This is a genomic window from Escherichia sp. KCJ4928 (assembly GCF_004352695.1).
Classification (GTDB): domain Bacteria; phylum Pseudomonadota; class Gammaproteobacteria; order Enterobacterales; family Enterobacteriaceae; genus ECMA0423.
Genome location: NZ_SJWV01000245.1, coordinates 1 through 4,490, shown reverse-complemented (window position 1 = coordinate 4,490; position 4,490 = coordinate 1). Strand labels below are relative to the sequence as shown.

2 protein-coding genes are annotated in these 4,490 nt (G+C 48.4%); one reads left to right on the top strand and one right to left on the bottom strand.

The annotated features are described in order from the left end of the window. The coding region (gene dhaR, locus E0D98_RS21535; protein WP_131890978.1) for a dihydroxyacetone kinase operon transcriptional regulator DhaR at positions 1-1,170 on the top strand (1,170 nt) is incomplete at its 5' end. A gap of 99 nt (positions 1,171-1,269) precedes the next feature. Here dhaR and E0D98_RS21530 read toward each other — a convergent pair. Beyond that, complete coding sequence (locus tag E0D98_RS21530) at positions 1,270-4,137, bottom strand: autotransporter outer membrane beta-barrel domain-containing protein (protein WP_050877182.1); 2,868 nt, start codon at positions 4,135-4,137, stop codon at positions 1,270-1,272. Positions 4,138-4,490 lie beyond the last annotated feature (353 nt).

The window sequence follows — 4,490 nt, the reverse complement described above, 5'->3', positions numbered from 1 at the left end:
CTCTTAACGTTACCCGCCGTATTGCAACAAGCAATAAAACAGGCACATCCGCTCAAACACGTAGAAGCAACCTTTGAAAGTCAGCACCAGTTTATTGATGCGGTGATAACCCTTAAACCGATAATAGAAACGCAGGGAACCAGCTTTATTTTATTGCTTCATCCTGTGGAACAGATGCGGCAGTTGATGACCAGTCAATTAGGAAAAGTCAGCCATACCTTCGCTCATATGCCACAGGACGATCCGCAAACCCGCCGCTTGATTCATTTTGGTCGCCAGGCGGCGCGCAGTAGCTTTCCTGTCCTGCTTTGTGGAGAAGAGGGCGTGGGCAAGGCACTGCTAAGTCAGGCAATTCATAATGAAAGCGAGCGTGCTGCAGGTCCTTATATCGCCGTCAATTGTGAGTTATATGGTGATGCGGCACTGGCGGAAGAATTTATTGGTGGCGATCGCACGGACAATGAAAATGGCCGTCTGAGTCGGCTGGAACTGGCGCACGGCGGCACGCTGTTTCTTGAAAAGATTGAATATCTGGCGGTGGAGTTACAGTCTGCTTTGCTTCAGGTTATCAAGCAGGGTGTTATCACGCGACTGGATGCGCGGCGTTTAATACCAATTGATGTCAAAGTGATTGCCACAACGACCGCGGACCTCGCAATGCTGGTGGAACAAAATCGTTTTAGTCGCCAGCTGTATTACGCGTTGCATGCATTTGAAATTACCATCCCGCCTCTGCGTATGCGGCGTGGCAGCATTCCGGCGCTGGTGAATAACAAATTACGCAGTCTTGAAAAACGCTTCTCTACGCGGCTGAAAATTGATGACGATGCCCTCGCTCGCCTGGTTTCCTGTGCATGGCCTGGCAACGATTTTGAACTTTACAGCGTCATCGAGAATCTTGCTCTGAGTAGTGATAATGGGCGCATTCGCGTCAGTGATTTGCCGGAACATCTGTTTACCGAGCAGGCAACAGATGATGTCAGCGCCACACGCCTTTCCACCAGTCTGTCATTTGCGGAAGTTGAAAAAGAGGCAATTATTAACGCAGCCCAGGTCACAGGCGGTCGCATTCAGGAAATGTCGGCTTTACTTGGGATCGGCCGCACTACGCTGTGGCGGAAAATGAAGCAACATGGCATTGATGCAGGGCAGTTTAAGCGCCGGGTATGAAAGACAGAGACGATTTCTGATACATCAGAGTGATCTATATTTCATTCCGGCGCACGCTAACATTTTTCAGCATCGTTTAAGGGCTGGTCTATCCCGCACTTAAAAGCTGAAGCGATATCCTCCGTTGACTTGCTTCTGATCAAAGAGGTTACTCTGCGTGTAATCCGCTTCGAGGTAGAATGTGTGCTGTTTGTTATACTGTGCACTGACTCCCACGCCGTTATTCCAGCCATTACCTTTGAAACTGTACTTCTCCCGGGAGTTGTTCAACAGATAGTCTGTATCCCCTGAAAACTCGCGGATAGCTCCAGTCTTCACATACATATTCAGCTGGCTGTTGCCTGCGGTGATGTCATATCCCAGTATCATGCTGGCACGCCCCAGCAGCGATTCGTAGTGATTCAGATGTATATTGAGGCCATTACTCGCCTTCATAGCCATCTCATTCTGGTGGCTGTATGTAAGCTGGGTTTGCGGCTCTATATAGAACCCATAACCAGTAGGGGACAGGTTGAACCTCTGCCCGGCTTCCAGGGAGATGCTCATTCCATTCGCAGTGCCGTTGGCGTTAACGCCGTTGTTCTGACTGTCCAGTACGTGGAAACTATTTTTCTGGCGCGATGCTTTTATAACGAGATCGCTGTAAAAACCGTTTTGTGCCATGTAACTGGCGTACATTCCCATGTAGTCTGAACGTGCGGTACCGTCGCCTCCGCTATAGTCCGGCGATGCATGTGTTGAGCCAATATACAGACCGACATACAACGGCATTACATCAGAGAGACGTTTATCCCCACCAAACTGGATACCGCTGTAACCCATGTCAAAGCCGCTCAGTTTGCCACTGGCAAAGGAGTCCAGGCTTCCCCCATAACTGCGCAACCAGATATTACCGTCTTTACTCTGATTTCGCAGGTCACCCATCCGTTGCATCAGCGTACGGTTTTCAACATAGTTCAATAAGTAACCGACATTGAGATAATTGCCGCCAGCATCTGCGGTCGTGGTGGGTTTAGGCGTGGGAGCGGGTTCAGGCGTAGGATCGGGGTTGACTATGGGAGGCTGAGCGGGAGCTGGTGTGGGTTCAGGATTAGGAGTCGGTTCCGGAACTGTCCCGGAAGCGTAAAGCTCCCAGTTAGTGCCATTTTTACGCACATCGTACAGATATCCCCCCAACTCAACCTGAGAAGACGCGCTGAACGAGGCCGCGCCGTCAGTGGTTTTTACCACTGTCAGAACTTCATTTCCCGTTGTGGCCTCGCTGCCCTGGTTGCGGATAGCCAATACGTGATTACCAGCACTACTCCCGCTGATATTCAATAAATCCCCTTTATTATTAACGCCATTACCCTCGCCAACAACATCAGCACGCATAATAAAGGTACTGTTACCGCTCAGGTTCTCTACGTTTAATGTGGCAAATGTGCCGGCAGTTGACCCGTGGCTGGCAAAATCGACAGTTGAATGGCTCAGCGCCAGCGTGTCGAGATTAGAATTACTTGTTACGTTCCAGACGCTGTTATTCATTGCAACGTCCAGTTTTCCGCCATTGACATTATCGCTGAGGGAGGAACCTGTCCAAACCGACCCAGGGTGCATATCCAGATTGATTAGCCCACCTTTGGAAAGAACGCTACCGTTGATAAGCATACGACCCGAGGCGTTGATGCGGCTGGCGGCATAACCATCGTCATGTTGCGTTGCAATGGCCATCTGGTCGGGTGTACTCATATCAATGACCAGATCGCTCGTGAGGTCGATCTGGCTGTTGGTCATGGCATAAATTCCCCTGGCTCCTGCCGCGCCGGTGATAGCCAAACTGTCTCCGGTTATTCTACCGCCGCTGAGCGCCCACAAACCCAGCGCCAGACTGCCATTACGATCAACTGTAATATCGGTATTTTGCATGTTGACAACAGCCGTTGCCGTCTGGGCCGAGGCACCATAAGAACCGCCGGAAAAGATGCTGTTTCGTTGCGCTGCCGTGCCAGAAAAATTGATTGTCGCGTCTGAACCACTGGTGACGAGGCCACCGCCCTGCGCGGAAGAAATATGGCTATCTGCACCGATAGTGGTTGTACCACCACGAACTTCGACGCCATTGGCCGCGGCTCCAGTTACATCAACAGTGAGTGCATTCGCGCTAACCTGGCCAAAGTTCCAGAGGCCGTGTGCATTATCGCCATTGGTTTTAATGGAACTGTTTGTTCCGAGATCGACAACAGAGTTTTTCTGTACGTTTATCCCCATGGCGCTGTAGCCCTGAACATCGATTGTCAGGTCTGTAGCCGTAAAACGCGCAGCACCATTGGCGTTATTGCCGTTGAGACCACCGATATAAACACCTGTACTTCCATCGGTCGTGATTTTACTTCCGCTTCCAAGATCGACACTGGTGCCATAGTCATTGATGGTTAGGCCTATACCGTTCGAGTTTTCAATGGTGAATTGAGTGGCTGTTAGTGTTGAGCTATGCCCAATAATGATGCCGTCATCGTTACTCTTAATGGTGCTGCCTGTGCCTAAGTCAGCATGGGTATAGTCACCAATTAAGTTAATGCCGATGGCAGAGGTTTGACCAACAACATCTACTGTGAGTCGGTTAGCTGTCAGGGAGCTGTTTTTGCCCTGAATAATGATTCCTTTTGCATATCCAGAGGCGTCGTTGACATTGACGGTGACATCATTACCCAGGTTGATATTGCCAGGCGTGTTTCCTGCTGGGGTCATTACACCATAGAGGTTTCCTGATGGATCGGCGGTATCTCCTGTAATTCTGTCACCATCATTAATAGTAATATTGGTGCCATATTGACTTCCTGTATCAGCAGCTATCAGCAGGGGGGAAAAGATAATTGCATTCAAACCAATAGCGCCAAATTTTATCAGTTGAATTGAGGGCGAACGGATTTTTAATTCAGCGAGACGATCTGCTTTGGTATTCCCATTGTGTTGTTTGATGCCCATACCACTCCTATATAGTACCCAGACTATGGGTCTATGGATTTTGTCATTTTGTTTAAATCAATGAATAATATCCTCTTATCATCATGATATTTGTATGGTGCAATCATGATGAGCTTCTCAGAGAATAATTCTCTATTACCGGGCAAAATCAGGAACACAGGAATTAATATATATTTAACATCCCCCTTACAAAGGTGAGTTTATATCGAGTTATTCCCTAAGTTGTCGTTACTTATTCCAATTCGTTACTATAAATATGGCAAAAATATTACAACAAACAGCGGTTAAAAAATTTGGTGAAGATTTTTTGTAATAATCCTAATTAGTTATGGGAATTTCGCTTGATGTATCTG

Excerpts from the sequence above, each read along its gene's own strand:
- E0D98_RS21530 (WP_050877182.1), bottom strand. The coding sequence starts at position 4,137 with ATGGGCATCAAACAACACAATGGGAATACCAAAGCAGATCGTCTCGCT.